Origin of the sequence: Yoonia maritima (assembly GCF_043641945.1) — a bacterium.
Classification (GTDB): Bacteria; Pseudomonadota; Alphaproteobacteria; order Rhodobacterales; family Rhodobacteraceae; genus Yoonia; species Yoonia maritima_B.
Genome location: NZ_JBHZRX010000003.1, coordinates 378,929 through 404,646, shown reverse-complemented (window position 1 = coordinate 404,646; position 25,718 = coordinate 378,929). Strand labels below are relative to the sequence as shown.

Annotated in this window: 30 protein-coding genes and 1 tRNA gene; 18 read left to right on the top strand and 13 right to left on the bottom strand. The window is 52.9% G+C overall.

Features of this window, described 5'->3' with window-relative positions; translation table 11 throughout:
* Positions 1 to 2 precede the first annotated feature (2 nt).
* The 5 genes from ACHUEV_RS08610 to ACHUEV_RS08590 are packed head-to-tail and all read left to right on the top strand — an operon-like array spanning position 3 to position 2,670.
* Complete coding sequence (locus ACHUEV_RS08610; protein WP_394178925.1) at positions 3 to 431, top strand: hypothetical protein; 429 nt, start codon at positions 3 to 5, stop codon at positions 429 to 431.
* Entirely contained in the window at positions 431 to 1,093 is a 663-nt protein-coding gene (locus ACHUEV_RS08605; protein ID WP_394178923.1) for a MotA/TolQ/ExbB proton channel family protein, read from the top strand. The genes ACHUEV_RS08610 and ACHUEV_RS08605 overlap by 1 nt, the downstream gene beginning before the upstream one ends.
* A complete protein-coding gene (locus ACHUEV_RS08600) occupies positions 1,083 to 1,457 on the top strand; it encodes a biopolymer transporter ExbD (RefSeq protein WP_394178921.1) in 375 nt (124 codons plus the stop codon). Before ACHUEV_RS08605 ends, ACHUEV_RS08600 begins: the two co-directional genes overlap by 11 nt.
* The gene (locus ACHUEV_RS08595; protein WP_394178919.1) at positions 1,454 to 1,831 is read left to right on the top strand and encodes an ExbD/TolR family protein; all 378 of its coding nucleotides are present in this window, start codon (positions 1,454 to 1,456) and stop codon (positions 1,829 to 1,831) included. Before ACHUEV_RS08600 ends, ACHUEV_RS08595 begins: the two co-directional genes overlap by 4 nt.
* On the top strand, positions 1,828 to 2,670 hold the full coding sequence (locus ACHUEV_RS08590) for an energy transducer TonB family protein (RefSeq protein ID WP_394178917.1): 843 nt from the start codon (positions 1,828 to 1,830) through the stop codon (positions 2,668 to 2,670). The genes ACHUEV_RS08595 and ACHUEV_RS08590 overlap by 4 nt, the downstream gene beginning before the upstream one ends.
* Positions 2,671 to 2,757: 87 nt before the next feature.
* Here the strand turns inward: ACHUEV_RS08590 and ACHUEV_RS08585 are convergent, their stop codons facing one another.
* The gene (locus tag ACHUEV_RS08585; RefSeq protein ID WP_394178915.1) at positions 2,758 to 3,852 is read right to left on the bottom strand and encodes a tyrosine-type recombinase/integrase; all 1,095 of its coding nucleotides are present in this window, start codon (positions 3,850 to 3,852) and stop codon (positions 2,758 to 2,760) included.
* A gap of 217 nt (positions 3,853 to 4,069) precedes the next feature.
* Positions 4,070 to 4,288 carry a hypothetical protein gene (locus ACHUEV_RS08580; protein WP_176249802.1) on the bottom strand — a complete coding sequence of 73 codons (219 nt, stop codon included), beginning with the start codon at positions 4,286 to 4,288 and terminating at the stop codon, positions 4,070 to 4,072.
* 175 nt (positions 4,289 to 4,463) lie between these two features.
* Here ACHUEV_RS08580 and ACHUEV_RS08575 point away from each other — a divergent pair, with 175 nt between their 5' ends.
* From ACHUEV_RS08575 to ACHUEV_RS08565, 3 genes are read left to right on the top strand one after another with little or no spacing between them, the layout of a single operon-like run.
* Positions 4,464 to 4,898 (top strand): helix-turn-helix domain-containing protein, encoded by a 435-nt coding sequence (locus tag ACHUEV_RS08575; RefSeq protein ID WP_394178913.1) that lies wholly within the window; start codon positions 4,464 to 4,466, stop codon positions 4,896 to 4,898.
* The gene (locus tag ACHUEV_RS08570) at positions 4,898 to 5,470 is read left to right on the top strand and encodes a hypothetical protein (protein WP_394178911.1); all 573 of its coding nucleotides are present in this window, start codon (positions 4,898 to 4,900) and stop codon (positions 5,468 to 5,470) included. Before ACHUEV_RS08575 ends, ACHUEV_RS08570 begins: the two co-directional genes overlap by 1 nt.
* Complete coding sequence (locus tag ACHUEV_RS08565) at positions 5,471 to 6,115, top strand: hypothetical protein (RefSeq protein WP_394178909.1); 645 nt, start codon at positions 5,471 to 5,473, stop codon at positions 6,113 to 6,115.
* Here ACHUEV_RS08565 and ACHUEV_RS08560 read toward each other — a convergent pair.
* The gene (locus ACHUEV_RS08560; RefSeq protein ID WP_394178907.1) at positions 6,112 to 8,415 is read right to left on the bottom strand and encodes an AAA family ATPase; all 2,304 of its coding nucleotides are present in this window, start codon (positions 8,413 to 8,415) and stop codon (positions 6,112 to 6,114) included. The two genes, ACHUEV_RS08565 and ACHUEV_RS08560, sit on opposite strands and share 4 nt — an antisense overlap.
* A gap of 73 nt (positions 8,416 to 8,488) precedes the next feature.
* Here ACHUEV_RS08560 and ACHUEV_RS08555 point away from each other — a divergent pair, with 73 nt between their 5' ends.
* Positions 8,489 to 9,058 carry a GTP cyclohydrolase II gene (locus ACHUEV_RS08555; RefSeq protein WP_394178905.1) on the top strand — a complete coding sequence of 190 codons (570 nt, stop codon included), beginning with the start codon at positions 8,489 to 8,491 and terminating at the stop codon, positions 9,056 to 9,058.
* Positions 9,051 to 10,010 (top strand): hypothetical protein, encoded by a 960-nt coding sequence (locus ACHUEV_RS08550; RefSeq protein WP_394178903.1) that lies wholly within the window; start codon positions 9,051 to 9,053, stop codon positions 10,008 to 10,010. The genes ACHUEV_RS08555 and ACHUEV_RS08550 overlap by 8 nt, the downstream gene beginning before the upstream one ends.
* 4 nt (positions 10,011 to 10,014) lie before the next feature.
* On the opposite strand, the gene ACHUEV_RS08545 is transcribed toward ACHUEV_RS08550, so the two are convergent.
* Positions 10,015 to 11,328, bottom strand: a complete 1,314-nt coding sequence (locus ACHUEV_RS08545) for a DNA methyltransferase (protein ID WP_394178901.1) — start codon at positions 11,326 to 11,328, stop codon at positions 10,015 to 10,017.
* Between the two features lie 202 nt (positions 11,329 to 11,530).
* On the opposite strand from ACHUEV_RS08545, the gene ACHUEV_RS08540 reads away from it, so the two are divergent.
* The 3 genes from ACHUEV_RS08540 (at position 11,531) to ACHUEV_RS08530 (ending at position 12,990) form a co-directional block, all read left to right on the top strand.
* Positions 11,531 to 11,812, top strand: a complete 282-nt coding sequence (locus ACHUEV_RS08540; protein WP_394178900.1) for a type II toxin-antitoxin system RelE/ParE family toxin — start codon at positions 11,531 to 11,533, stop codon at positions 11,810 to 11,812.
* A gap of 12 nt (positions 11,813 to 11,824) precedes the next feature.
* Entirely contained in the window at positions 11,825 to 12,115 is a 291-nt protein-coding gene (locus ACHUEV_RS08535) for a HigA family addiction module antitoxin (RefSeq protein WP_394178898.1), read from the top strand.
* Positions 12,116 to 12,354: 239 nt separating this feature from the next.
* Positions 12,355 to 12,990: a hypothetical protein gene (locus ACHUEV_RS08530; RefSeq protein WP_394178896.1), complete on the top strand. Its 636-nt coding sequence runs from the start codon at positions 12,355 to 12,357 to the stop codon at positions 12,988 to 12,990.
* 69 nt (positions 12,991 to 13,059) lie between these two features.
* On the opposite strand, the gene ACHUEV_RS08525 is transcribed toward ACHUEV_RS08530, so the two are convergent.
* From ACHUEV_RS08525 to ACHUEV_RS08510, 4 genes are all read right to left on the bottom strand, one after another.
* Entirely contained in the window at positions 13,060 to 14,583 is a 1,524-nt protein-coding gene (locus ACHUEV_RS08525) for a relaxase/mobilization nuclease domain-containing protein (protein WP_394178894.1), read from the bottom strand.
* Positions 14,583 to 15,050: a plasmid mobilization protein gene (locus ACHUEV_RS08520; protein ID WP_394178892.1), complete on the bottom strand. Its 468-nt coding sequence runs from the start codon at positions 15,048 to 15,050 to the stop codon at positions 14,583 to 14,585. Before ACHUEV_RS08520 ends, ACHUEV_RS08525 begins: the two co-directional genes overlap by 1 nt.
* The gene (locus ACHUEV_RS08515; protein ID WP_394178890.1) at positions 15,047 to 15,901 is read right to left on the bottom strand and encodes a hypothetical protein; all 855 of its coding nucleotides are present in this window, start codon (positions 15,899 to 15,901) and stop codon (positions 15,047 to 15,049) included. Before ACHUEV_RS08515 ends, ACHUEV_RS08520 begins: the two co-directional genes overlap by 4 nt.
* Positions 15,902 to 16,056: 155 nt before the next feature.
* Positions 16,057 to 16,133, bottom strand: a tRNA-Arg gene (locus ACHUEV_RS08510).
* Positions 16,134 to 16,222: 89 nt separating this feature from the next.
* Here ACHUEV_RS08510 and ACHUEV_RS08505 point away from each other — a divergent pair.
* Both ACHUEV_RS08505 and ACHUEV_RS08500 read left to right on the top strand, forming a co-directional pair.
* Complete coding sequence (locus ACHUEV_RS08505; RefSeq protein WP_394178888.1) at positions 16,223 to 17,248, top strand: LacI family DNA-binding transcriptional regulator; 1,026 nt, start codon at positions 16,223 to 16,225, stop codon at positions 17,246 to 17,248.
* A gap of 106 nt (positions 17,249 to 17,354) precedes the next feature.
* Positions 17,355 to 17,930 carry a hemerythrin domain-containing protein gene (locus ACHUEV_RS08500; protein ID WP_394178886.1) on the top strand — a complete coding sequence of 192 codons (576 nt, stop codon included), beginning with the start codon at positions 17,355 to 17,357 and terminating at the stop codon, positions 17,928 to 17,930.
* Between the two features lie 49 nt (positions 17,931 to 17,979).
* Here ACHUEV_RS08500 and ACHUEV_RS08495 read toward each other — a convergent pair whose 3' ends face one another.
* From ACHUEV_RS08495 to ACHUEV_RS08480, 4 genes are all read right to left on the bottom strand, one after another.
* Entirely contained in the window at positions 17,980 to 18,924 is a 945-nt protein-coding gene (locus tag ACHUEV_RS08495) for a type IV pili methyl-accepting chemotaxis transducer N-terminal domain-containing protein (RefSeq protein ID WP_394178884.1), read from the bottom strand.
* A gap of 129 nt (positions 18,925 to 19,053) precedes the next feature.
* A complete protein-coding gene (locus ACHUEV_RS08490; RefSeq protein WP_394178882.1) occupies positions 19,054 to 20,634 on the bottom strand; it encodes a substrate-binding domain-containing protein in 1,581 nt (526 codons plus the stop codon).
* A 284-nt stretch (positions 20,635 to 20,918) separates the two neighbouring features.
* A complete protein-coding gene (locus ACHUEV_RS08485; protein ID WP_394179261.1) occupies positions 20,919 to 21,650 on the bottom strand; it encodes a winged helix-turn-helix domain-containing protein in 732 nt (243 codons plus the stop codon).
* Entirely contained in the window at positions 21,595 to 21,876 is a 282-nt protein-coding gene (locus ACHUEV_RS08480) for a hypothetical protein (RefSeq protein ID WP_394178880.1), read from the bottom strand. The genes ACHUEV_RS08485 and ACHUEV_RS08480 overlap by 56 nt, the downstream gene beginning before the upstream one ends.
* Positions 21,877 to 22,043: 167 nt before the next feature.
* Between ACHUEV_RS08480 and ACHUEV_RS08475 the strand changes: the two genes are divergently transcribed.
* From ACHUEV_RS08475 to ACHUEV_RS08465, 3 genes are all read left to right on the top strand, one after another.
* Positions 22,044 to 22,505 (top strand): hypothetical protein, encoded by a 462-nt coding sequence (locus ACHUEV_RS08475; protein ID WP_394178878.1) that lies wholly within the window; start codon positions 22,044 to 22,046, stop codon positions 22,503 to 22,505.
* A gap of 121 nt (positions 22,506 to 22,626) precedes the next feature.
* Positions 22,627 to 23,244, top strand: coding sequence for a ribonuclease HII (locus ACHUEV_RS08470; RefSeq protein ID WP_394178876.1), 618 nt, complete (start codon positions 22,627 to 22,629; stop codon positions 23,242 to 23,244).
* Between the two features lie 104 nt (positions 23,245 to 23,348).
* On the top strand, positions 23,349 to 24,458 hold the full coding sequence (locus ACHUEV_RS08465) for a site-specific DNA-methyltransferase (RefSeq protein WP_394178874.1): 1,110 nt from the start codon (positions 23,349 to 23,351) through the stop codon (positions 24,456 to 24,458).
* A 126-nt stretch (positions 24,459 to 24,584) separates the two neighbouring features.
* Here the strand turns inward: ACHUEV_RS08465 and ACHUEV_RS08460 are convergent, their stop codons facing one another.
* Positions 24,585 to 25,706, bottom strand: coding sequence for an alkane 1-monooxygenase (locus tag ACHUEV_RS08460; RefSeq protein WP_394178872.1), 1,122 nt, complete (start codon positions 25,704 to 25,706; stop codon positions 24,585 to 24,587).
* Between the last annotated feature and the right edge of the window lie 12 nt (positions 25,707 to 25,718).

The following is a 25,718-nucleotide window of genomic DNA, read 5'->3' as shown; positions in this document are numbered from 1 at the left end:
TCATGCGCATCAGCACACTTTGGCATTTTGCCATCGTCCTCTCTGTCGCGGCACCCGCCGCGGCAGAGGAAGTGGCGGTAGAACCGAAACTCAGCGTTGAACTGAACACCGCACAAACCACCGACACAGCGTGTCGGTTGTCGTTTTTAATACAGAACGATCACCCTGCGGATATCGAAAAGGCGGCGTATGAGGCCGTTTTGTTCAATGCTGAGGGCGGCGTCCAGCAGTTGACACTTCTGGATTTCGGAAGCCTTCCGTCTGGGCGCGCACGCGTTCGTCAGTTTGAATTCGCGGGCATGGCATGCACCGACCTTAGCCGTATCCTCATCAATGGTGCGAGCACCTGTGAAGCCGCCGAACTGGGCGCAGACGTTTGTGCAACCACGCTGGAATTGACCAGCCGCACCGAGATTGGATTGTTGGGCTAATGGATTTTGAAACGCTTATCGCGCCCCTTATGGGCATCATTGAAACAGGTGGTCCTGTTGTCGCCATTTTGATCGGATGCTCGGTTCTGGCTGCGGCTGTCACCCTGTATAAGATCTGGCAGTTCTACCGCGCTGGTGTCGGGCGTCACGTCGTGCTGCGCCAATCCGTGAGCCTTTGGGATCAGAACCAGCCAGCCCCCGCGATCGAAGCGTTGAACCGTAGCAATAGCTATCTCGCGCCAGTTATTCGTACTGGCTACTATGTGCGCGATACCGCCCCATCTGATCTATCCGCCCGCCTAGAGGCTGAGGCAGAAGCACAGTTCTTGAAGCTCGAGCGCGGTTTCCGTTTCTTGGATAACGTCGCGCAGCTTGCGCCATTGCTGGGCCTGTTCGGCACGGTACTTGGCATGATTTCTGCGTTCCAATCGCTGCAGGATGCGGGCAACCAAGTTGATCCATCAATCCTTGCTGGTGGTATCTGGGTCGCATTGATGACCACAGCTGTTGGTCTTGCCGTTGCGATGCCGACATCCCTGATTCTGTCGTGGTTCGAGCAACGCATGGATGCAGAACGTGTTTTTGCAGGGCAATTGATCCAAGCCGTCGTCGCACCAAGCGAAAGCTGGAGCGAAAAGCAGCTAAGCACCAATGCAGCGTAAGAAACGTAAAAACCGGCTCTCGATGACATCATTGATTGATGTCATCTTTTTGCTGCTTCTGTTTTTCATGCTGTCGTCGACTTTTTCAAAGTTCGCCGAAGTCCCGCTTCCTGTTGGGACTGCTGGGTCCGTGTCGTCGCAATCAACACCATTGTTCTTACGTGTCACGGCAGAGGACATCAGCTTGAACGGTGAAACGATTGCGCTTGACGCTTTGGCCGCCGCGCTTGCTGGCGATGCCGGCACGCCAAAAGCGGCGATTGTCGGCTTGGGGCCAGAGGTAACGGCTCAGCGTTTGACCGATGTGCTCGCGGTCGTGAAATCGATCCCTTATCTCACCCTCAACGTATTGGTGCCCGCATGAAACCGAAACGCCGTAAGGCCAAGGGCGAGCCGACGATTGCGTTGATTAACGTGGTCTTTTTGATGCTCATCTTCTTTTTGATCGCAGGGACACTTGCGCCACCGTTAGACCCCGATCTTACGCTGGTGAATACGCGCGACCTAGATAGCACGGCGCCACCCGAAGGCTTGGTGATTAATGCCGATGGCACGTTGCAGGCGGATGGCAATCCGATTGCGAGCGCCCAAGATTATTTTGCCACCCATAGTGCAGAGACTGTTCGGGTAATCCCTGATCAGGCGCTTCCTGCGAAGACACTGCTACAAATCGGCGCGGCGCTGCGCGAAGCGGGAGCTGAAACGATCCTCATTGCAACCGAGCGGTCCATCCAATGATTGCGCATTCTCATATCGTCAAAGTAGTCGCTCTGGTCGCGGCGATGGCGCTGCATGTTGTGATCTTCTGGCGTCCCGCGACGCCACCGCCGCCGGTTTTGATTGCCGCTGCGGGTGCGCAGGTCGAAACCAAGATGGGATCATCATTCGCAGACATGGCGGTTGGCGTTATGACTCCTACAGTTGCAGCACCCGCGCGTGTTGCGCCCACAACGCCGTCACCGGTGATGCCAGCGACGATGATAGGGGTTAATCCCGTCGTCGCGGAGCAAATTGAACCCACTCCAGTTGCCAAGGCACCAGAGGCCGTTCAGCCAAGCGCTGCGCCCATTGTACCTCCAGCTGCGCCTGTTGCCCCCGCTGAGCCAGCAGAGGCGCAAATCGTCGACAATGCACCAACGTCATCAATTCGACCAACGGCTCGTCCTAGAAATCTAGGCCAAAGGCCGACGCCAGTTCGCGAACGCGGCAACGCAAACCAGCAAGCGACCGCCGGCTCCAACAACCGTCAGACCGCATCGGCGCAAATATCGTCTGGATCACAAGCATCATCTGGCGCCGCAACGGCGGCAAGCAATGCGGCTGTCACAAACTATCCGGGACAAGTCATGCGACGTATTAGCCGGGTTCGGAGACCGCGAAGCCGGGAAAATGGTGCTGCCAAGGTAGCATTTAGCATTGGCGCAAACGGGAGCTTAGCATCGGTGCAGATCGCACGCAGTTCTGGAAGTGCTTCGCTGGACCAAATGGCGATGCAGGTCGTCCAGCGCGCGGCCCCGTTCACACCGCCACCACCCGGCGCGCGCACGCGCTTTCAGGTCGAGATAACGACGCGTTAGTGAAGTTAAAAACGATAGTCAAAAAATGGTGACCCCGACTGGATTCGATCCAGTAACCTGCCCCTTAGGAGGGAACCGTTCATAGCGCTATTCCTTCTTTGATTTCTGTTGTTTGGGTGTTTGTACAGTGTCCTGCTGTACATGGTTTGTACGAAAACGGGCCCTGACATCGGCCTCATCCGTCTCAGCATGAGCATAAATGCGCATAGGCAAATTGGGGTCGGACCAACGACCAGCTTTGGCCGCTGTGACCGGATCGACTCCTTGACGGACAACCAACTCAGTAAAGAACCCATGCCGCCCTGCTGGGTGGGCCGACAGGTAAGGAATGCCCGCACGCTTGCAGATTGTCTTCCAGCGCGTGTTGTAACCTGTCGAGCTGCCATAGCCGAAGACTCGCGGTTTCATGAACTTGCCGGTCTTTCGGTTCTTGGGTCGCTTCGCTGGCAATGCCAGCAGCTCGTCCATCATCTGTGGCGAAACGGTGATCCAGCTCTCCGGATGCCCTTTCTGGGCCTTCACCCTGACTTTGTTCTCAGTTGGCCTCAGATCGTCAGGCTCCAATGATACGGCCTGATCTATCCGCGCCGCTGTCTCGAACATGAACCGCACCAACGCCGCGTTGTACGGATCAGCAGCGCGGCAGAACGCCTCGATCCAATTCTTGTCGGCTGGTTTCCGTTCTATTCTGCTCTGCTTCCCGCGCCGTCTGTCCTGTGCGATCCGTTCGAATTTATCATAGGGCTTCACCCGAATGAGCGGCGTACCTTCCAGTTCGTGCGCGTTATTTATGACCGCGCTGGCAGGCGTCACAATCTCGCGCCACCACGTATCGGTAGACGCCTTCGGCTTCAACTTCGGCCCCAACCCTTTTAGCAGCGCACCGGATATCGCTCTTAATGGCGTATCGCCAATTTCCTTAACAATATCGATCAACTGCTTGGCCGCTTTTGGAGAGGCATTGTAGAGCATGATCGCATCTGAAAACGTTTTGCTTGGTTCATCCCCGAGCAAATATTGACGGATTTGATACTCGGTCTCATGCGCTAGCCAGTCCCGTGCGCCTGCTTCTGTAGTCGACCCAGTGCTGTCGCGGTATTTACGTGAGATCGGTCTGCCGTTGTATTCGATCGTCCCGTAGACATAGAAGTATCGGCCCCGCTTATAGATTTTGGTCGGCATGACGGGCCTCTCTCAAAAATGGTGTCGATCTGTGCAGGAGTGATAAGCATGGTCCGTCCCAACCGATAATACGCTCCCGTATCATTCGCCCGCTCGCGAAGCGTGCGCTCGGAAATCTCGATGCCTAAGCCCGCCATGACTTCGACCCATTGAGCGGGTGTCTTTCCAAGCCCAAGGATTTGCGAGCTGTCAGCGTGTTCTACATTTTGCATTACCTTCATCCCTTCCTGCCACTGCTTGCGCATTTGGGCTCGGCCTTGACGGTGAAGAGGGCAACATACTTTTCCCACGCTCCACTCGGAATCTTGGGGTTACGTTTTCCTGGTGCCGTGTAGATGTGGTCCAACATGTCTTCGCGGATCAGATAACGAACGTTGGTCACCGGAATGCCAACTCGCTCTGCTAGCTCTTTGGGTGTTTCGAGAAGTTTGGTCATAGATCGCCTCTCAATCGGTTGCTCACAATTCGAGGCGAGGGATTTAGTTTTGCGTTCAGAAAGAAACAAAACTACGCTGATCGTGCATGAATCAGGCGTATCGCCATCGTTCGTAACACATATTGTTAGATATGCTCACGAATGAGGTCAATACGATTACAAACGAAAGTTCAGAATGTCTATTCAAGGGATGGGGGAACGCCTTGCGGCGGTGAGAAACATGTCAAAGCTCTCCCAGGAGGATATGTGCCGCCGCTTGGGTATTAGTCGAAGTGCGTTCCAAAACTACGAACGTGGCCAGCGAGTCCTTCCCGCCGAACTCTTGCTCAAAGTTTATGAAGAGTTCGACGTTGATCCGTTGTGGATGCTGGAAGGCGACACCGAGACTGGCAAAAGCAGACGCCACGACGAGGTGACACAAGCCTACCGAAAGATCGGCCTCGCGGTCGAGAATCGCATCAGTGAACGAAGACTTACAGTAACGCCCGAAAAGAAGTGGGACGCTATCGACTTCCTGTTTGCTGAATTTCTTAACACCGACGCTTTGGGCGGCGAAGATCATGAGCCAGACTCCAAGCGGATCGATAGCATTTTAGGGTTGGTAGCATAATGTCTGATACTGATTTTCCTGCCAGCGTCCATGTTCTTAGGCCACGTAAGGTTTCTGTGTCGCGGAAGCTCGATAAGTTCTTGGACGCAACAGGCCTAGCTCATTCTAGCGGCACCACGGTTAGCGATAGTACACGGCCTGAAGCTGGCAGCATGAACGCAATGTTTTGCGCGGATTGTGACCAAGTCGAATACCTCACACGCGAATATTGTCGATGTGGTCATTATCTTGCTGGTCAGCTGCAAGATGAATACCTCATTTGGGAACGTAACATCCATGCTGAGCACCTGGAATTGTCGGCAGAGGTTGAAAGAAAACTGAGGCCTCTGCGCGTCTACTACTTGCTGGCCATAACATTTATGCTCGCACCAGCGCTATCTGTAGTGTTTTGGTCAGATAGCTTCGCTCTGAGCACACTTCTCTGGTGGATGCCCGTAATGCTGATTGCTGGCGCGGGCATGTTTGCAGAAAAATACATCGTCCGCCCCCTCAAAGAGAGCGCTTCGCTTGTTGAGAATTACACATTCGATACTTTTCTCGGACAAAGATGCGGCAAAACCACTGGTAGTTGAATGTCCCAGATTATCATAGGTCTCGTAGGTGCTTCTGGCGCAGGAAAGACAACTGTCGCAAACGTTTTGGTCGAAAGTTTTGGCTTCACTAAACTACATATCGGTACGCCTCTAAAGGGGATGGTCCAAGCGCTTGGCCTGTCTGACTACGACCTAACTGGGCCGCCCGAGCACAGATCCAAGCCACACGAAATGCTTGCTGAAAAATCTGTACGTTTCGCACTAAGCACGTTGGGAACAGAGTGGGGGCGTGAAATGATCAGCGAAGACTTGTGGTCAAAGCACCTCGAGCGCCGCTTGGTTCGATTTTTCGAAGAAAATGATGGGGTCGGCGCCGTGGTCGTGGATGACTTACGCTTCCCCAATGACTGGAAGGCGATCACAAATCTTGGGGGGCAGTTGGTCTCTGTGCGGAGGCCTGAAGTGGAAATCCGACGTTCAGCGTTGGACATTTTATACTACCAACATGGCTTGAAGAAACTAGTTCCTGCAAGTTTCCTTTCAGGCCTCCTCACACATGAGACTGAATTTCATTGGCGTGACGCACCTTACTCACTGGAACTGTTTAATACGTCAGATCCTGGTGAAGTTGTAGAGACTCTTGTTGAAAGCCTGGGTTCCATCGGCGAAGAGCAAAGCGATTAGAGCGGTTTAGGTGTCTTTTTACCGTGGGATTGAAGAGCGCCGTAGTAGTCCGTCGGCCATGAAATCCCCATTTCAGAGTAGCTTTTTAGCAAGCTTTCTACGTCTACTTCAGCTGGTACTTCTGTAAGAAGGCCAAGTTCAATTTTCGAAAGCTCCCAATGGAGAGATTCAAGCGGGTGTCGTCTGCCCTCTTCTGAAAAGAATGGGGCGAGCTTGTCTAAACCCTCTTGTGCAGTTGCAGCGTTTCCAGCCAACAGCTCCGCATCAACCTTGCCTAGCGTTGACCAAAGTAAGGAATCCACATTGCCCAATGCTAAGGCGCACTTAATTGCATGATCGTAAGCTGCAACTGCCTTGCCCAGCTTGTTGTTGTGTCGACGCGCCTCTCCTAGCGCGAGGTAGGCGTTTCCGACATCTCGAAGCTGACCACTTTGCTTCGCAAATCTTAATGCTTTCTTGGCGGCTTTCTCCGCCTTTTTTGGCTGAAGAGTCGCGTAGGTCCGGGCCAGATTTCTCCATATCCTAGACTTAACTCGTTCATCTATCTCGTTGTTTTTGTATATTTTTCTTAGGGTTTTTGCGGTGCTAAGGGCATTATCGCTGTCCCCAACATCTCTGTAAATTGTGTTTAGTATCCGAAGTGTTTCGATTGACGCGACCGATTCTTTTTTCGGCAGCAAGCTCAAGACATGCTCTGCAACTGTCAGGGCATCTGGATATTGATTTAGACGCATAAGGGCTTTCAAGCGTACCTGAGCTGAACTCAAAACGAGATTTCGCGCTGACATCCCATCTTCCGCCCTGTCAATGAACTCGAGCGCGGCGGGATACCTGCCAGTCCCAATCATGGCTCTGGCTTGGTTCAACAGTATTTCTGAACGTTTCTCTCCCGTCATGACGTCTAAATTCTTTTCCATACTTAACTCGAATGCCTGATCGGCAGCTTCGGGACTGTATTCTATCAGTCGTGCCGCAACACTTGGACCGATCTCGATAACCTGATCGGCTCGCCCAGCATCTGATCGCAATCTAAGGAGTTCAACGTCTCGTGTTCCCACGTCTAGGTCAAGGGCGTCAAACTCGTTCAATATCTCTTCGGCAACCGTTCGCTTTATGTCGTTACCTAAGATGCTCAGGACTTGCTGACGTGTTTCATCGTGAGGAAGTAGACGATCATTGTGAAGGTTTTCCAAAAATCTGGAGGTCTTGAGCTCGTTCATTACCGAAACACTGTTGAAGTCCGGAATTCCATTGGGCAATGCGTCGAAAAATGGCTTTTGATCCGTCAAGCCAAGTGGCAGTACACACAAACGAGACAGGTATGCCTGTGACGCGGGGCTTAGCTTGTTGAAACGTGCTTGATAGGCTGGTGCAATCTTTCTTCCCATCTCAAGCGTAATCTCTTCCAACTCAGTGCCGTCCAGCCATTCCCGTAGATAAAAGGGGCGGCCCTGGGTCACATCTAACGCTGCTTCTAAGTCGTCCTCGCTCCGCCGCGCTGGATTAGATGAAGCCATCCATTCCAACATTCCATCTCTCGTTAACCCGCGCAGCGGCAGCGTGTCGCCACCACTGTAAACCAAGAGTTCAGATACTTCTGCGAAAATTGGTGGGCCATCCGAACGCTCTGTGTTGACGGCCAATGCGATGGACCAAGTGCGTGGTAAATCTGCGACAAACGCCAAGGTTGCCTCGACAACAGATGTAGATGCATTCTCTAAGCCGTCGATTACCAACGTTCCAGTTTGCCCGCCATCTGCGATTGTTTGCATCAATTCGCGGAATGCTAAAACGAGATCGTCCTTTGCTGCCTCACTCAAAGCTTGCGCTTGAGCATCTGTTGATGCCGCATCATCAGTTTCTGCTATAATCGATGCGACTTCGTTAACCACACCTTCGGCGCTAGATAGCTTAGCCTTTGCGATGTCACCAATCAGCGCCAGCCCCAATCTGTAGCAGTTTTTGATCGGACGCTTACCCAACTCAGCAAAATACTGTTTCAACGTCGCTTCTTGAACTGAGTCGCTGCCTGCCAGTTGAGTTGCGAGTGATTGGACGACTTCAGCTGGCTGTTGCGCCTTTGACGTGATGCTAACATTCAACTGTAGCGGGATATCTGCACTCAGTTGACTTTGAAGTTCGGCCAAAAGATGAGTTTTCCCAACCCCTGAAACGCCACCAAGCAGGATCATACGCTTACGCGGGTCGAGCAATATTTCTTTCATCTGCTCTAGCTCAATTCCCCGCCCATGGAGGTTAGGGGCCCCTACTGCTTCAGGTTGAACTACGGGAACAGACACTTAGAAATCTCTTTCTGGATCATCAGTTGTTGCGAGGCTAAGGTGTTCAAAACCAAACGTTCGGAGCATCCTTTTGTTATCATCAAGTATTAAACTTACGACAGAACATGGCAACCTCCGGATCCAGCACTTTTGGTGCCAGGACGGCGAATGTCTAATAGCATCGAACGCAGATATGATCGACAATCCACCCTCGGTTCGAATCCATTCTTCATGCGTATTCAGCGAGAGCTTTGGCTCGAAGGACTGCGATTGCTCACTTCAGCTTCAACGGACGCTTGAGCAAGTCTGCAAAGAAGGCGGCTACGTATTGTATCGCTTTGAAGAAGGCCGAGGTTCAGGACTAAAGAACAAAATTGAAGCAATCAGTATTCAACAAACAAAGGGCGTTGATACGAAAACCGCGTTCGAAGAATTGGGATTCCATCCCGATCCGCGCACCTATTCAGTGGCTGTAAGAGCACTACAGGCTCTTCAGGTTGGCAAGAAAGTTTGGCTGAAAACCAATAACCCGCGTAAGATCAAAGCACTAGAAGATGCAGGATTTGAAGTCGAGCGGCTGGGGTTGGGCATCGATCGTGATGAAAGAGTTCAGGCCTATTTTGACCAAAAGAAGGCCTGCCTAGGCCACATGGATGACTAAATCCGTAGAAAATAGCTTGGCAGGCGAGCCGTTTTCGGTTGATCCGATTGCGTGCTCCCACTCTGCCCAAATTCTAAAAGGATACAAAGCTCCCATAGAAGAATTTCCCTGGACCAAATTGCCAGCTTCTTCTCAGCTGGCGTTTAAAATTGCTTTCGTATCGGTATGCCATTCATTCAACTGGGACTTCTTACAAGGTCGTATGGCGGACGAACTCCTAAACGCACCAGATGAAATCGTCGAACGCCTATCTGGGCTTTCTGCCAAAGAATTCGCGTCTTGGCTTGTTGAATACCCAAAACAGGAACGAGTACGGGCCCGCGAAAGAACTAAACTACTGCGCAACGTTGGCAAGGTGATCCTGAGCGAGTGGGATGGCGATGCGAAACAAATACTCGATAGATGCGGAAACCGTCTGACGGGTGACGGTGGTTTTCTTTCTCTACTTGATAAGTTTGATGCTTACTCGGCGGACCCGCTCCGGAAAAAGAGCCAGGTTCTGGCGCACGATCTTTTGAGAGAAGGTACGATAGACTTCGAAGATAAGGACAAGATTGCCCCAGCGATCGACTATCATATTATGCGTTCTTACCTACGTACTGGACGCGTCGTTCCACGGAACCCTGCGCTAAATCCCTATCTCGGAGGTCGACCCAACCCTAGACCTCGACTAGTCAAAAAGTTGAGGGAAACCGTGGCGGATGCTGCTGAACTCACTGCATTTTATGCTGGAATTTCGGTGCCGGATCTTAATTACATCGAATGGCAAATTGGTAGAGCAGTCTGTACCGCTGACTCACCTTCGTGTGATCAAGTGCAACTTGAAAAATTGCCTTCAGATGTTGGCCGACTCATTGAATTCGCATGCCCCTATTCGTCGTTCTGTGCTGCACGATTGATCGAAGATTATCAGATGTACCAAGAGCCTATTTTCGATAAAGGCTACTACTGATCCTCTAACTACATGAAAATATTATAACATATTCGTAGAGGGTTTTCTCGTCCGCATAGCTCAGCTGGGTCGGGCTCATGCGGCCCATATGGCCCTTCACGGTTTCACGTCGAGCGATCTCGCAAGTGAAGCCCTGTGCGAGCAATGACTCCATTATGATTTGATGCGTAAGAACTCGGATATCCTTGTAGAAAGAATCCTGAACTACAATTGCTCCTCGCCCACCTGACTTCATCACTCTTCGAAGCTCTTCAGACACCTCGTAAGTTGAGGTGATGTACTCTACAAAGTTCCAATAATAGTAAGTCCTAGACGCCTTGCTTGCATGGTTCCAAATGTCGTTCAGGAGGGACCGGCAGTATTCTCCGACAGGGTAGGGAGACGAGCCCTTGCGGTTAATTTTTGTTGATCCAATCATCTCGCGTCTTATGCTTTCAGCATCACGTCCAGCTATGTCGCAAAAGACCATATTCGCAGGGAAATTACTTACAAAATAGTCAAGGCGGTTGAGGTACGGTGGAGAGAATAGAGCGATGTCGATCGAACCACTTTCAATCGGCATTACACGTGCATCTGCGAGTTGCACTCTTGGAACTGGTGCGCCGCTATTCAGTTTTATTGAGCGAAGTCTTTGAGAGAACTCCTTTGCAAGAACTTCTAGTTTAGATTGAGCTAGTGGTTCGCCCTCCAAGAGCTTTCGTACCCAGACAGGATTCGATCCAGTAGCAACGTTCGCTGCCTTGTTGGCTGCAATGACCGTACAAAAGAACACGTATTCTTGCTCACTAAGAGTAACATCGGGGTCTTCGAATATCGTCCGAAGCCAATCGTGAGCAGCGTCTTTTTCGTTTCTTGGCACCAAAGACGCCATCAAAACCAAGTCATTGCTTGAAAACAATTTCGTTGTTTCTCCAGAGTAAAGATCGACCATCGGTAGATCTGCTCCACGATCAATGTACTCAAGAAAAACTCTTTCTGGGATAGCCTTGGAGAATCTCAGCTTACTCAATGCTACTGAAAAAGGGCTCAGATCGAATCCATTCGAATCCATACCAAGTTCGTTCGCAGCTGCGAGCGTAGTTCCCACACCCGAAAAAGGATCCAATACTACTTCATTCGATCCACGGGTTAGGTTCTTCAATGCTTCGATTGCGAAGGTATGGGAGAATGACGCATATATAGAGGCAAAGTTTCCAAAAAGCTGCTTGTCCTTAGCTGTTGGTTTAGGTGACGGCGTCAGCTCCCAGTTTCGGTCCTGATCGTTGCCGAGGGTAAGCTGAAACAAGTCGGTCGGACTATTTTGTTTTTGCCCTTTCATGACTCGTTCTAACTCCTAGAATTTTGGTTACTTGTATTGGCCACGCTTACGCTTGGCCATAGCACAGCTTTCGGCCCCAATGTGGCTAAGGGCATGACTAACCTGTAGGCTTAATGCCGGAACGCGAGCAAGTGGTCTATAAGCATATTCTATGTGATGTATCAAGCATTGACACGTGTATCTTGAAGTGATACATACCCTCATGATCCAAAGCGCCAAAGGCAAACTCGCAACCAGTGCACTTAAAGGTAAGTACGGCAAAGGCTTTCCCGGTGACTTGGTGAAGCGCACGCGGGCGATGCTCACGGCGCTTGATGCTGCGGTTGTTGTGGAGGATTTACGCTTTCCACCCGGCAACCACTTAGAAGAATTGAAAGGTGATCGGGCTGGGCAACATTCCGTGCGGATCAACGGGCAATGGCGCATTTGCTTTGTCTGGACGCCGAACGGCCCTGCCAATGTCGAGATTGTCGATTACCATTGAAAGGATAAGCTGATGAGCCTGTTTGAAGAACCAATGCACCCCGGTGAAGTCCTGAAGGAGCTTTACCTTGATCCCTTGGACATGGGGGCAATCGCGTTTGCGCGGCGGCTGGGTGTGCCTCGGACACGGATCGAGCGGTTGATCAAAGGAACCACGGGGATCACGCCCGACACGGCCTTGCGCCTCGCGCGGGTGTTCAAAACGACCCCAGCCTACTGGGTGAACCTGCAGACGAATTATGACATGGCTTTGGCAGCCAAGGAAATCGACGTTTCTGACATTGAACCACTTGTTACAGCTTGATTTGGGGTTTGAAGTGGAGCCAAACGAATAACGTGATTTCGCAGCCAGAAAAAGGTGGGCATGAGCCGATAGTCATCAATGCTGCGAGTCGAATGAGTGGCTACTCTTGGACAAAACATGTTCCCATATCTTGATTTTTTCAAAACAAAATCAATGATTTACTTTGACTAAAGAGTTCTATCAGCCCCATTGTTTTTGGGGCAATTTCCGAATTATTCAAACTTAGGGAGTAAGTGGTGATGAGCGCCTTCAAGAAATTCCGTCGGTATGCAATCATCTCTATTGAAATTATCGCCGGCATAGGTGCCTGCTTTGCATTCTATGAGATTTTCTTTGCAAGAAAGACTGTTGACTATGCTTCGCTCAGCTTTGACCTGTGCGCGCCGTTGTCTGATCAGCACACTGATTTTTCTGAGTTTCTGGCTCGCAATGCTGAGAAATTTGTTGTTCTGGACTTGGAATTTACTCAAAGGCCTTTGCAGTGTGTGATTCCGGGCACAAATGGTTGGAGCGCATATCTAAGCCCTGATCAAGCCTCCGTCACTTTGGAAGTGCAGAGCGATAAATACGGTTACCAAAGAGTGCCGGATTTTGGCCTTCAAGGCTATAGTACAATTCTCACATTTCAAGCCAACGAACTGCGAGACCATGTTCTAAATGACGTTTATGGAGAATGGGCGGAAGACCCAGGTTACATCAGTATCTCGGGGGCATTTTTTGTAAAACCATCAGTGGGCGAAGGCGACTTGTATTTCAACCTTATCCCCGCACCCTTTGACGTACAAACAGACTTGATCAGTCGTTGCACGAGGGTCGCAAACACACAATCCGGCTGGAACAGAATTCAGAAATACATCTCTGAATGCATTCTCTAGTTCCTTGAGCTAAAGTCTGTCTGGCCCGCTAAAACACGCGAAAAATCCCGCATTGGGGGGCTATGGCCCTCAATGCGTCATCCCTCGATCCATCTCAATCTCCCGCGTCTCTAATTCTGCTTCAACTGCTTCTCGGCGGCCTTCACTAATTTCAAGCTCGTCTCGAGTTGCGTGCGCAGCCTCCCGTAGCTCTGCCCCTCGCTCAATAAGCCGTGCAACGCAGCCACGGACGCCGTTTGCGATTGAATGAGCACCGACACGCAGGCGGCCAATCCATCCATCTGGCTCTGCATCTTGGTTGTCGAGCGTGCCTCTAACCCGCTCAATTCCTTTGCTGAGACCTCGCAGGCCGTCACCAACCGCTCGACGCAGGCGAGCAAGTCGCGTTCCAAGGCTGTCAGGGGTGTCGTCATCTAATCCTCCTCCATCTTGATGCAAGTCACTGACCTGCCGCCCAGCGTGCAGGTCCTCAGGCGCGTCTTGGTCGGGTCCAGCACCAGCCAAGTCCCGTCCTCCCTGTCGATCCGCGTCAGGCCCAAGTCCGTCAGTTCCGAGCTCGCCAGCATCAATGTCCAAAGCAAGCTCGCGGCCATCATCGAGACGATCCCCACCAAGAACGTTCCCGTGATCAGCCAAGGTGAGATCGTCAGCCAGCTCTTGTTCTGTTGCAGAAAGGTGCGGGTATCGATCTCGATTGTACGCTGCGCGTTGGTCGCAATGCTGCTCAAATCGGCCCTGAAGCTCTCGAGCTGGGATGCCATCGAGGCGGCGTAGTCCTGCCGGATCGTGTCCAGTTCCGCGTTCAACTTCTCGCTCAGCCGTGTCGGCTTGCCAGTCTTCATGGAAAATCTCTCCTTTCAAACGCCAGCGCTCGCCGGTGTCGGGGTCTTGGGCTGTGAGGTAGGCTTTGCCCGCGCGTGGGATGTCAAAGCCCGCATCGGTCAGGCCGTCGAGCATGGTGGCGCGGTCAGTGATCAGACCGACGCTAACCTGATCCAAAATCCACGCATGCAGCTCCTCGCGGCCCTGAGCGCGCGTTGGCGTCTCAATGGTGTCCCGCACCTCTTGGACTCGTTCCAGCTCCATTGGATCGGCCCAACCGTGGCGCTGGTTCATCACATCGCGCAGGCTGTCGAAGGCCTTCTCATAGCCGGGCGGTGCAATGTTCAGGCTGCGCCCCGAGATCAGCTCCAAGCGCGGCGTGCAGAAGTGAAGCTCGACACGGTCTTCGTGGGTATGTCGGACCCAGAGCACCTCATATTGCGTCGGGTCCAGCCCCGCGAAGGCCAGACGCTCGAAGTTGTCCATGACCTCGGCCTGCTGTTCTTCGGTGGGGTCATCCTCGGCTGCAAAGCTGATTACGCCCGCGCGGTACGTCCACTGGTGACGGCTGGCATCGATCAGGGCTTCCGTGCGGTCGGGATTGCCGCGTAGAACCTCCGGCAAGGGTTCGCGCGTGACTGTCATCGGCTGGCCGTCTGCATCGCGGATCAGGTCGCGGTTATCGTCGTAGGCCAGCACCTTGTCCGCGACGAGGTAGCCGACCGGACCAGCGCCCGCGCCTTTGCCGTTGCGGAAGAACTTGATCAGCATCAGCGTGCGGCCTCGACGATCTGGGCAAGCTGGCGCTCGATGGTCAGCAGGCGGCGGGCCACGGTCAGCGCGTCGAGGTCCACGCGGCCCGCCAGCATAGCGCGGTTCAGCCAACGGGCGATCTGGTTGAGGTTGCCGCCAATCCGGCCAACGGCCAACACCAGCGCCGGATCAACGCGGGGGATGGGCTTGCGTCGGCGGGCTTCCGTCAGGCCAAGCGCCTCGCGCATCAGGGTCGCGGCGGGTAGGCCAGCGGCCTCGGCCTTGGCGCGCAACTGGGCCTTCTCTGCGGCGGTGCACCGAAAGACGAAAGTCTCGGTCAGCGGCTCTTTGGTGCGGGGTTTGTCCGTGCTAATGGGGTTCGAAGGGGAGGCTTGCCGCCCCTCGCAAGGTCCCGTGTCAGCAGCGCCAGCGTATGACATGGGTCGCCTTGCTGTTTGCTCTTCGGTGGGATCGGTAGCAGTCATAATCTCAGCCCTGCAGCGTGAATTTGGACCTCTGTCACCAGCTTTGAGGCAAGCAAAGCCCTCACTTGGCTGCCAGTGATGTGTTTGCACATGGGGCTGCGATCACTGATCCAGCAGGCCAGCCGCGCATGGTGGTCCGCCTGCAGCGTTGCTGTCTTTTCTCGGTCTTCCGCTTGCTTCTCGACATAGGCCTGCCAGCGCCGCGACTGGAACCAGTTGTCGGAAAAGCAGACCTTGGAGCGAGTGAACCCTGCGCTCTCGGTTGCGTAGACTTGGACGGCTTGCCGCAAGTCCTCGGGTTCGATCCCTTCCTTCATGGCCTCTTCGATCTGGGCAATGCAGACCGCTTTGCCCCGCAAACGGTCGGGCGGATAGGCCGCTAAAATCTTCCCAGCATCTTCATCCACGGCCACCTCGCGCCTGCGCGTAGGTGGTTTATGGATGGTTTTAGGATGGTTTGGGGGCCGTGGTGGCCCCGGTACCCCGGCCACAGTGGCCCCCGTACCGGGGCCAGACTGGACGGGGGCCGCTGTGGACCCCGTCTCAATCTCGGGTTCAAGCGTGGGTTCCAGCGTCTCAACCTTGGTCAGATCAATGCGGTAAACGACGGTGAAACCGTTCTTGCAGGTGCGCGCGCCGGTCTCAACTAGGATGCCTTCTTTGAGGAACTCGCGCACGGTTCGCTTGACGGTGGTCTCGCCCAGCTCGGTGTGCCGCTGAATCGTTCCCTTGGAACACCAGATACCTGAACCATCATCGCTCGCCTTATCCGCCAAGAACATGATGATCTGCTTGCGCGTTGCGCTGCCGAACTTGCGTTCCGCGCATGTGTTCGCAACCCGCCAGCTCATTGGAAGACGTCAAAAGGCGCAAGGACGTGCGAATTTTGTACAGGATTTGTACGAGATTTCCACCGTTTCAGCAGAATTCGGCGCGAAAGCTCTCGGGACTTTCTGCAAGCTTCTGCACAAAGCCCTGTAAATAAGCCATATTTTAAAGGTGTTTTTGGTGACCCCGGCAGGATTCGAACCTGCAACCTGCCCCTTAGGAGGGGGCTGCTCTATCCAGTTGAGCCACGGGGCCGCCGTGTCTGATCAATGCCTTCCTTTGTTCATCTGGTCAACGGGCCAAAGGGCCGTTAACAATGACGGACGCAATGACAGGATTAATCCGTGACCAGCCGAAATAAACGACCATTGACCCTGCGTGATGTTTCCGAAGCTTCGGGCGTCAGCGAAATGACAGTTAGCCGCGTTTTACGCAACAAAGGCGACGTGAGCACCGCGACCCGCCAAAAGGTGCAGGATGCCGCGAAACGTCTGGGCTACGTCCCAAACAAGATCGCGGGCGCTCTTGCGTCGCAGCGTGTGAACCTTGTGGCGGTCATTATTCCATCGCTGGGCAACATGGTCTTTCCTGAGGTTCTATCTGGAATTTCTGAGGTTCTAGAGGATACCGAGCTCCAACCGGTTGTCGGTGTGACTGACTATCTTCCTGAAAAAGAAGAAAAAGTTCTGTTTGAGATGCTGTCGTGGCGTCCGTCTGGTGTGATTATCGCTGGGCTAGAACATTCCGAGGCGTCGCGTGCTATGCTGAAACAAGCGGGCATTCCGGTTGTTGAAATCATGGATGTGGATGGCGATCCCGTCGATGCTTGCGTAGGTATTTCACACCGTCGTGCAGGCAGAATAATGGCCGAAGAGATCATTGCGGCCGGCTATAAACGTATCGGTTTCATGGGTACGAAGATGCCGCTTGATCACCGTGCCCGTAAACGGTTCGAGGGTTTCACACGGACGCTTGCGCAGTCTGGTGTCGAGATCGCTGACCAGGAATTCTATTCGGGCGGTTCTGCGCTTGCCAAAGGCCGCGAGATGACCGCGAAAATGATCGAGCGGACGCCCGACCTCGATTTCTTGTATTTCTCAAACGATATGATTGGGGCCGGTGGCCTGTTGTATCTGCTTGAGAAGGGGATCGACGTTCCGGGGCAAATTGGGCTTGCGGCGTTTAACGGTGTCGAATTGCTGGACGGTTTGCCGATCCAGTTGGCGACCATGGATGCCTGCCGTCGGGAAATTGGTGCAAAGGCCGCGCAGATCATTGCTGATTACCACAGCGGTGTTGATCAAGAGGACGGCCAGCGTGTGACGCTTAGTCCCAAGCTAGCGTTTGGGGATACTCTGCGTCGTCGCTGATCTGTCGTGCTTGAAAGCACAGAAGTTCACGGTTCAATTGGGGCCAAACTGCGCTATTTGAAAATATAGCGCACGTGGTTGCGTCTGTTTGACAGATAGGATTGCCATGACACCCGAACTTGCACTCGCAAATCGCAAGGCCTTGCCCGATCCGCTTCGGGTTTTGGTCAAAGAATTCCCATGCGATGAATGGAAAACAAATCCGAATTATTCGCAGCTGATTGCCTTTTGGTTGGACCGCCATCTGATGTTTCGTCGGTTGCTGACCCAATTAAACGGCGATTTAGAGAGCGTGATCGACGGTCAAATGGATCCCGAAAACTATAAGCGTGGCCTTTCGCGGTTTGGTGGGATGTTGATCAACCAACTTCATGGGCATCACCAGATCGAAGATGCGCAGTATTTCCCAGTAATGGCTAATCTGGACAAACGGGTTTCGCGCGGCTTTGATTTGCTGGATTCTGATCACCACGCGATGGACGGATTGCTATCCGGGCTTGCTGGCGGGGCAAATGACGTTCTGCAGTTTGATCCTGCACGAAAGGCAAAGTTCAAGGATCGCTTGGGTGACTTGCACGGCATTTTGGATGGGTTCGGTACGATGCTGAACAGGCATTTGATCGACGAAGAAGAATTGGTTGTACCGGTTCTTTTGAAATACGCGCCCGAACAACTGCGCTAATAAAAAAGGGCGCCACGATGGGCGCCCAATTAAATCGAACTGGCTTTTCTTAGAGGCCCAGTTTCGAGTTCTTATCGTAAAGCACGGTAACGTTGTTCATGCGTGCCTCGATACCCAAGAAGGCAAAGAAGACGCGCTGACGTGTTGGTGTGTCCAGCTCGGCACCGCTTTGCGCTTGGGTAAGGAGAGGCTGAAGCGCATCCCATTCCTCAACAGCGTACTGAAGACCTTCTTCAATGCGTGCTGTGGGTGGAGGACGTACGCCGACGCTTTCCAGACCATTGCGCAATGCTGACAGCGTGTCGCTGAACAGCTTTGAGTTCCGGGCTAGATCTTCTTGGGCTTGCTCAACGTTGATGCCGGATGAGATCAGGCAAACGTCCTTGGACATCTGTGCTGCAAGTGTACGTTGACGACCAGACAGATCGATCAACAAAGCATCAGCATGCAGAAGCGCAACCGGATCAGCGTATTGACCTGTGATTTCACTCACCAGGATGTTGGCTGTTTCCAGTAGTGGGTCGCTCTTGTCGGCAAGCTCTTTGATCTGCGCGTTGTCGTCTGCTGCGACGGCTGTTGCTGTTGCTTGATCAAGCAGCGGGCCCCATTCGTCGTTGAGCGAGCCGATAACTTGCAATGTGCGTGCGCGGGTTTCTTCGCCCAACACGCCCATACGGCGGTTACCGTGAAGCAATGCATCGCTGATCACTGTGAACTGATCTGCAGAGATTTTCAGAACCGCTTGGCTTTCGCGTACGGTAATCCCCGAGTTCAGGTTACAAGCCGAAGCAATGATGCGTTGGCTGAGGGTTGATAGTTGGCCGGCGATGTTAATCCGTTCGCTTGCGCCGACATCGGTTGCGATGCTTTGGGCATTTACGCCCGTCGCTCCGCAGAGGCCGATAGAGGCGACCGAGACAACTCTGGCCAGTCCGGAGAGGGTGAACCGCCGAGATGCTGCCAACTTAGTCTTTAGATTGGTTTTGTGTGACATATCGTTTCCTTTGTCGTTCCCGTCTCAAGCGCTGGCTATGACAATCGTTTACTCTTGCGTGTGTCGCTAGATGAACTTTGGTCGGTTGCTTGTGCTTGATGTGGGTCCGTTGGTCATTGGCTGGACAAGTTACGCAGGTGACTTGATCCAAACCTCGACACGGCGGTTGATGCGGCGGCCTTCTTGGTTCGCGTTACAGCCAGAAGGGGCGATTTCGCCATACCCAACCGAAGAAACTGTGATACCATTCAACCGATTACCAGCGAAAGAAACGAGATCTTGCGCTACTTGTTGTGCACGCTGCTCAGAAAGAGAGCGGTTGCCGTCAAACTGACCTACGTCATCTGTGAAACCGACCATCAGCACTTCTGTGCCTGCAGGCTGTGTTTCAAGATATTCAACCAAGCGGTCACGGTCGATCCGACCACGTTCGTCCAACTGCGCTGAACCTGTGCGGAAACGGAACGTTGTGGATAGGCGGTCATAGTCAACCATCTGGCCTAGCATTTGACGCATGAAGCCAGCTTCATAAGCGTCAGCCGATGGGTCAAGCAAGCTGCGTGCACGACCGCTTTCTAGCGATTGCTCACGACGATCAACTGCGAAACCGATAAAGCCCGCTTTGCCGATTAGGCTATCTGCGTCGTTAGATTCTGCAAAGTCGACAAGCGCTTGAGTTTGCTCAGATATAGTGTCTTCACGGGTGTACAGGTATAGACGACGCTGAAGCGCGTATTCTTCTGTACGTGCCGAGAACGCATCTGGGGTCATTGTGATCCCACATTCGTTGACAAGGCTAACTGGGTTCGCGCCACGCTGGAACGAATAACCTACAACGCCGATAGCGCCTTCAGTTGCGTTAACCATTTGCGATGCTTCACTGCCGGATGTTGCGATCTGTGCGCCAGAAGCAAGTGATGCTTGAGTTTCACCAAAGATACGATCTTCAAAGACGGCACGTGTACCTGAATCTTCGGATTGTGTAACAACGGTGATTGGCAAATCTGGGCCGCCGACCTGTGACCAGTTATTAACCTGACCGGAATAGATTGCGCGGACTTCTTCGGTTGTCAGCGTATCAATTGGGTTACCGGAGTTTGTAATAATGACAAGACTATCGATTGCGACGATGTGTTCTTGGGCTGGATCGACCATGTTACCGGCACCTGCGTCACGCAGGCTGCGGGCTTCGTCTGGTACGATGCGGCGCGAAGACATTGCGATTTCAGCGTCGCCAGAAAGAAGCTGCTGGAAACCATCGCTAGAACCGGTTGAGGCAACAAGGAACGATACCAGATCGTCACCAAAACCCTGATCAGCGGTCAATGTCGCGATCAGTTCACCGTTTTGACCAGTGTTACCAAGCGAGGCCGCCGCGTTCAGGGCACCAGCGTAACCTTCAAGCAGCAATGGCATCAGGCCAGAACCAACAACGTCCGATCCCCCAATCGTGATGTCAGTTTCGACCGTGTCGAATGTTGGGCAGGATGCGCCAGAACAGCTAACCCGGCTTGCGGCAACCCGCAGTTCGCCTAGGGCAGTTGCGATGATGTAGGCGTTGTCCTGAAAGTCGATAAACTCACCGGTCATATTCACCGTGCCATCGCCTGATGACAGGGTGACTTCGCCTGCATGTGCCATTCCTGCGATGGTCAGGCTGCTTGCAAGGGTCATGATGCCCAGTGCAGCGCTCTTTCGCTTATTTAACATTAATTACTCTCCTCCCTAGGGTGGATGATCAACTTCGCGGCAAAAGAAATACCGCTTCCGAAGATAGCCCTAGGATTATGTGTCTACGTAAGGAGGTATTTACTGGTTGAATTGTGCGCAAAATGCGGCGAATCTTTTCCAAATTAGAGGAAATGGGCTTGAAACGCATAAAAACGTCAACTTTCTGGATCAAATATTGAACCAGTGCGGTATTGTTTCGACAGGCATGCGCGAAATTTCGCTGATATGAAATTTTGATTCGTGCGACCTAACGCCGCGTCACCTTAGACCATTCGGATCACGTCTTTGTCGATCGCTAACATGTATCCTTTGCGTGCAATATTCTTAACCAACAGCTCGCTGACCATCTGATTGCCCAACGTATCGCGAAGACGTTTGATACGTGTTGCACCGGCAGCTTCTTCGCAGTCAGTACTATTCCGACCTGAAATTACGCCTTCGATTTCCGCGCCTGATAGCACTTCGTCGTCCATACGTGCTTCGGCCAAGACAGATAGGGTCTCGATCGCCGCCTCGGTTAACTTGAATTCAAAGTTGTTCAGATACACGGCCTTTTGGTCGCGACTAATGATGAGAGAGTTCACTTCGATACCCTGACGTTCTATTTTACCCATCCGGCGGTTCAACGCGACCAGCATGACAAGGAACGCAACAGCGGCAATTAACAGCGCAGTCGCGAACACGAGTAATACAAAAATGACAAAACGGTAGGATGATAGCGTATCAGAAAACGCCGTGCCAGACTGGGCAAGAATTTCCAGTAGCTTTATCTCGGCGTTGCCCGTCAGCGTATCGTTTTCTACAAACAGCCGTTCCACGCGCATGTTGAATGCGTTGGCGTCAGGCAGGTTGATAAACAGAAGTACGGCCGCAATCGCCAAGATCAAAACAATCGCAGCAATCCCTGCAACGACGATCTTATTACCGATTTCACGTGCCTCAGTAGCGGAGGAAGTAGTCACCAGCGCTTTCCCTTCTTTCTTCCAGCCCGGCATCATCAAAGACGCCAAGTACATTCAATAGTTGCCAGCCGTCGCGTTGCAGCGCCGGGCGCAGCTGATCTTCGGCGGACTGTATACTACAGTCATCGCGGACCTCTGTCACACCATAGTGAAGGCGCAGCGGGTCGTCTTGCTTGGCCTTATAGTCGGCATAGCATGCGGCCTGTGCGGTGCCTGCGGTCATGCAGAAGATCATGAATGTATAAGAAAGATGTTTCATGGTTCTAACTGACCTCGAAGCGCGCTGATATTCAATAACGCCTCATGTTATCGCGCACGCCATCGCATAACCATCCCTCGTTATTGTCTGGCGGCGAAGGTCCGCTCCAATTTCGTTTCATCAGCGTCACCCGATCATTTTTGGCGCAACAGATGAAAGGAAAACACATGTTTAAATCACTGGTCGCAGGTGTCACCGCTGTCTCTTTGACCTTTGCTAGTGCAATGCCTGCGCAAGCGAATGGATTTGATCGCGAAGATGCGGGCAAGCTGATAATCGGCCTTGCCGCAATCGCAGCGTTGAACGCAGCGCTAGAAAATAGAAACCGTAACGACCGCCAGCCAGAGCAAGTGCAAGATCGTCGTCAGCGTCACCCACAGGGTTGGAATGGCCATCCACGACGGCAGGATAACCGCAAGGTTCTACCCTCTGCCTGTGTAAGAGAGATTCAAACGCCATACGGTGATCACCGGATGTTTATGCGCCGTTGTCTGGAACGCAATGCAATCCGTGTGAGCCAACTACCAGACCGTTGCGAAGTGCGCCTGTTCACAAACGACGGTCCTCGCAATGGGTTCGACCCAGCCTGCATGCGCCAAGAAGGCTACCGTTCTGATCGGCGTCGCTAAGACGCTGACACCTAGCGCGACTTCAAGCCCCAGTCGTCGTGCCACCTTGGGGCAAGGGTTGGATATGGCCCTTGCCCCTTTTTATTCTTGAACCGCGGCCCGTGTTCTGGTCACTGATCACATGACAAATCCTGATTACACATTCGAACAAGCCGCCCTAGATCGCGGTTTCACCTATATCGCTGGCGTGGATGAGGTTGGGCGCGGCCCGCTTGCTGGTCCCGTCGTTGCAGCCGCTGTCGTGCTGGATGCAAACAACATCCCCGACGGATTGAATGACAGTAAAAAGCTGACAGCCAAGAAACGTGATGCGCTTTATGACGCGATAATGGAGCAAGCCGACGTATCGCTCGCGCAGGCGACAGTAGCCGAGATCGACGAACACAACATATTGCGCGCATCCCATATTGCGATGGTGCGGGCGATTGCCGGGCTTCGTCAGCCGACAGACTACGCATTGATCGACGGCAACATGGTGCCGCGCGGTCTGACCATTTCAACCGAGACAGTCGTCAAAGGTGACGGGCGTAGCCTTTCGATTGCGGCCGCTTCAATCGTCGCAAAAGTGTGGCGTGACCGACACATGGTGGATTTGGCGCAACAGTACCCCGGCTACGGTTGGGAAAAGAACGCGGGTTACCCGACAGCGGTGCACAAATCAGGGTTGGAAAACCTTGGTGTGACCCCACACCATAGACGTTCGTTCAAGCCGGTGCACAATATCTTGTATCAAGAGTAAAACGTAACCCATTGATTCAATAAAACTTTTGACAGTGAATCCAGTCTGACTCACACTAGGGACAACCAAAGAGCGGAATAACCGCCGGGTGTATGAGGCAGAAAATGACGATTAAAACCAAAGCAAAAGGGGCTTCCAAGCTCCCTCTGAACACGATTCTTGATGGTGACTGCATCGAGCGTATGAACAGCATGCCTGCGGGTTCTGTTGATCTAATCTTTGCGGACCCACCCTATAACTTGCAGCTAAAAGGCGATTTGCATCGCCCGGACAATTCCAAAGTCGACGCAGTTGATGACGCATGGGACCAGTTCGACAGCTTCAAAGCATATGACCGGTTTACGCACGAATGGCTCAAGGCGGCGCGCCGTCTTCTAAAGCCAAACGGTGCTATCTGGATTATTGGCAGCTACCACAATGTATTCCGCATGGGTGCAGAGCTGCAAAACCAAGGTTTCTGGATCCTGAACGATGTTGTTTGGCGCAAATCCAACCCGATGCCGAACTTCCGTGGTAAACGCCTGACCAACGCGCATGAGACGCTGATTTGGGCATCTAAGGAAGAAGCCAGCAAATACACCTTTAACTACGAAGCGCTGAAAGCGCTGAATGAGGGCGTGCAAATGCGGTCAGACTGGGTTCTGCCCATTTGTACCGGCCACGAGCGCCTGAAAAACGACGCGGGTGAAAAAGCTCACCCAACACAAAAGCCGCAGTCTCTGCTGCACCGTGTGTTGGTTGCGACAACGAACCCCGGTGATGTTGTTCTTGACCCATTCTTTGGCACTGGCACGACAGGCGCCGTTTCCAAGATGCTTGGCCGTAACTTCATCGGCATCGAGCGCGAAGAAGCATACCGCAAGGTCGCCGAAAAACGTATCGCCAACACGCGCAAATTCGATAGTGAAGCGCTTGAGGTTTCCACATCGAAACGTGCTGAGCCACGTGTGGCGTTTGGTGTGCTGGTCGAACGCGGCCTGCTGCGCCCTGGTGAAGAACTGTGGTCACAAAACGGTCGTCACAAAGCTAAAGTACGTGCAGACGGCACGCTGGTTGGTGATGACATCAAAGGATCGATCCATCAGGTCGGCGCCCATCTTGAAGGCGCACCAAGCTGTAACGGCTGGACTTATTGGCAATTTAAACGCGACGGACAGAAAGTTCCGATTGATCTGCTACGCCAGCAGATCCGCTCAGAGATGGCGAAGCACTGACCCAGGCTTAACTGCGTCACATTCCCCAACGTTGATACCGCCGGTGATCGCGGAGAACCCTTCCATGGTGGCAGGGACCGCGATTACTAACTCTGCCCGCCGTCTTCGTACGGCGGGTTTTTTTGTTTAACGAGGCAAGGGATTGGTCGCTGATTTATACGGCGTCCAGTCTTCGATCTCTGGGTAGTACAGGTTGCGCCAGGTGTGGACGCGCGGGTGCATGACCTTTCGCCAGATTGATGGGACTAGGGCTGCCATCGTCATGACAGGGTACCCAAACGGAAGCTGCGGCGCCTCGTCGTCGGTGTAGTTCTGAAGCAGCGGGAAGCGCCGGTCGGGTTTGTAGTGGTGGTCTGAATGGCGTTGTAGGTTGATCAGCAACCAGTTCGACGCTTTGTGCGCCGCGTTCCATGAATGGCGCGGTTTTACATGTTCATATTTGCCATCGCCCAGATGTTTGCGTGTCAGCGCGTAATGTTCGACGTAGTTCACCAGCTCTAGCTGGAATACCGCCCAAAAGGCTTGGGTGGCGAAAAGAAACACACCCCACCATCCAGCGATAGCGAATGACAAAATCGCAAATCCTGCCTCAAGCGCCCAATAACGCCAAAAGGGGTTGGACTTGTGATGCCAAGGTAGATTTTTACGCGCGAGCATCGCCTTTTCCGCAAGAAACGATGACTTTAGGCTTTGCCAAAGGACACGAGGGAAGAAGTGGTAAAAGCTTTCTCCGTACCGCGCCGTGACAGGGTCACGCGGTGTGCCGACATAGCGGTGATGCACCAACAAATGTTCGGACCGAAAGTGCCCGTAAAGGACAGAAGTCAGCAGAATATCACCCAACCAGCGTTCAATCTTTGGCTTTTGGTGCATCAGTTCATGGCTGTAGTTGATTCCGATAGTACCGGATAATATCCCCAGCGCGGCGAATAGCGCCCATTCTTCACCCCAGTGCAAATGCCCGGAACGCGTCACATAGATCATCAGACCGAAAATAGTGATCAATTGAACCGGCACCCAGATCAGCGTGATAAGCCGATACCAGAACAGGTCTTTGTCTTCGGTGTCTGGGTCGTAGTTTTCGAGGTTCAGGCCCAGCAAGAAATCCAAGAATGTGAACAGATACCAAGTCGCCAGCGGTAGCAGCGCGATGGCCCAGCCACCATAAATTGCAGCGACAACAGCGATTGGGATTAGCGCAAGCGACAGCCAGAACGGAAGCGCGGCTCTGATGCTTTTGATCGACATGGGGTACCTCTT

Bases quoted from the DNA above. Each gene is read 5' to 3' on its own strand.
- ACHUEV_RS08610 (WP_394178925.1), top strand. From the start codon at position 3: ATGCGCATCAGCACACTTTGGCATTTTGCCATCGTCCTCTCTGTCGCG.
- ACHUEV_RS08605 (WP_394178923.1), top strand. From the start codon at position 431: ATGGATTTTGAAACGCTTATCGCGCCCCTTATGGGCATCATTGAAACA.
- ACHUEV_RS08600 (WP_394178921.1), top strand. From the start codon at position 1,083: ATGCAGCGTAAGAAACGTAAAAACCGGCTCTCGATGACATCATTGATT.
- ACHUEV_RS08595 (WP_394178919.1), top strand. From the start codon at position 1,454: ATGAAACCGAAACGCCGTAAGGCCAAGGGCGAGCCGACGATTGCGTTG.
- ACHUEV_RS08590 (WP_394178917.1), top strand. From the start codon at position 1,828: ATGATTGCGCATTCTCATATCGTCAAAGTAGTCGCTCTGGTCGCGGCG.
- ACHUEV_RS08585 (WP_394178915.1), bottom strand. From the start codon at position 3,852: ATGCCGACCAAAATCTATAAGCGGGGCCGATACTTCTATGTCTACGGG.
- ACHUEV_RS08580 (WP_176249802.1), bottom strand. From the start codon at position 4,288: ATGACCAAACTTCTCGAAACACCCAAAGAGCTAGCAGAGCGAGTTGGC.
- ACHUEV_RS08575 (WP_394178913.1), top strand. From the start codon at position 4,464: ATGTCTATTCAAGGGATGGGGGAACGCCTTGCGGCGGTGAGAAACATG.
- ACHUEV_RS08570 (WP_394178911.1), top strand. From the start codon at position 4,898: ATGTCTGATACTGATTTTCCTGCCAGCGTCCATGTTCTTAGGCCACGT.
- ACHUEV_RS08565 (WP_394178909.1), top strand. From the start codon at position 5,471: ATGTCCCAGATTATCATAGGTCTCGTAGGTGCTTCTGGCGCAGGAAAG.
- ACHUEV_RS08550 (WP_394178903.1), top strand. From the start codon at position 9,051: ATGACTAAATCCGTAGAAAATAGCTTGGCAGGCGAGCCGTTTTCGGTT.
- ACHUEV_RS08545 (WP_394178901.1), bottom strand. From the start codon at position 11,328: ATGAAAGGGCAAAAACAAAATAGTCCGACCGACTTGTTTCAGCTTACC.
- ACHUEV_RS08540 (WP_394178900.1), top strand. From the start codon at position 11,531: ATGATCCAAAGCGCCAAAGGCAAACTCGCAACCAGTGCACTTAAAGGT.
- ACHUEV_RS08535 (WP_394178898.1), top strand. From the start codon at position 11,825: ATGAGCCTGTTTGAAGAACCAATGCACCCCGGTGAAGTCCTGAAGGAG.
- ACHUEV_RS08530 (WP_394178896.1), top strand. From the start codon at position 12,355: ATGAGCGCCTTCAAGAAATTCCGTCGGTATGCAATCATCTCTATTGAA.
- ACHUEV_RS08525 (WP_394178894.1), bottom strand. From the start codon at position 14,583: ATGCTGATCAAGTTCTTCCGCAACGGCAAAGGCGCGGGCGCTGGTCCG.
- ACHUEV_RS08520 (WP_394178892.1), bottom strand. From the start codon at position 15,050: ATGACTGCTACCGATCCCACCGAAGAGCAAACAGCAAGGCGACCCATG.
- ACHUEV_RS08515 (WP_394178890.1), bottom strand. From the start codon at position 15,901: ATGAGCTGGCGGGTTGCGAACACATGCGCGGAACGCAAGTTCGGCAGC.
- ACHUEV_RS08500 (WP_394178886.1), top strand. From the start codon at position 17,355: ATGACACCCGAACTTGCACTCGCAAATCGCAAGGCCTTGCCCGATCCG.
- ACHUEV_RS08495 (WP_394178884.1), bottom strand. From the start codon at position 18,924: ATGTCACACAAAACCAATCTAAAGACTAAGTTGGCAGCATCTCGGCGG.
- ACHUEV_RS08490 (WP_394178882.1), bottom strand. From the start codon at position 20,634: ATGTTAAATAAGCGAAAGAGCGCTGCACTGGGCATCATGACCCTTGCA.
- ACHUEV_RS08485 (WP_394179261.1), bottom strand. From the start codon at position 21,650: ATGCCGGGCTGGAAGAAAGAAGGGAAAGCGCTGGTGACTACTTCCTCC.
- ACHUEV_RS08480 (WP_394178880.1), bottom strand. From the start codon at position 21,876: ATGAAACATCTTTCTTATACATTCATGATCTTCTGCATGACCGCAGGC.
- ACHUEV_RS08475 (WP_394178878.1), top strand. From the start codon at position 22,044: ATGTTTAAATCACTGGTCGCAGGTGTCACCGCTGTCTCTTTGACCTTT.
- ACHUEV_RS08470 (WP_394178876.1), top strand. From the start codon at position 22,627: ATGACAAATCCTGATTACACATTCGAACAAGCCGCCCTAGATCGCGGT.
- ACHUEV_RS08465 (WP_394178874.1), top strand. From the start codon at position 23,349: ATGACGATTAAAACCAAAGCAAAAGGGGCTTCCAAGCTCCCTCTGAAC.
- ACHUEV_RS08460 (WP_394178872.1), bottom strand. From the start codon at position 25,706: ATGTCGATCAAAAGCATCAGAGCCGCGCTTCCGTTCTGGCTGTCGCTT.